1 protein-coding gene is annotated in these 383 nt (G+C 35.0%); it reads right to left on the reverse strand.

Features of this window, described 5'->3' with window-relative positions:
- On the reverse strand, positions 1–383 hold a 383-nt coding region (locus tag JR005_RS14540; RefSeq protein ID WP_324064539.1), incomplete at both ends, for a UDP binding domain-containing protein.

Genomic DNA, 383 nt, shown 5'->3' on the forward strand with positions numbered 1-383 from the left:
AACATATTTTAAATCATATAAGACATGTTTTTCTTTACCTAATTGTTTAAATTGATCAATCGTCATACTTTTAAATTGATCATGCGCCACTGCGATCACGATAGCATCATACTGACCTTGCTGTAATGTTTTAATAGGTGCTAGACCATATTCATGTTGGACTTCTGTATCATCCACCCAAGGATCATAAATATCTAAATCCAGATCATATTCTTTTAAAGCTTTGACCATATCGACAATTTTGGTATTACGGATATCAGGACAATTTTCTTTAAAACTCAGCCCCATGATGAGGATTTTTGAACCCACCACTTGTATCCGTTGTTTGACCATTTCCTTAATCAACTGGGTCGCCACATATTCGCCCATTCGATCATTTAAAC

Source organism: Acinetobacter sp. Colony158, from assembly GCF_019264745.1.
Classification (GTDB): Bacteria; Pseudomonadota; Gammaproteobacteria; order Pseudomonadales; family Moraxellaceae; genus Acinetobacter; species Acinetobacter ursingii.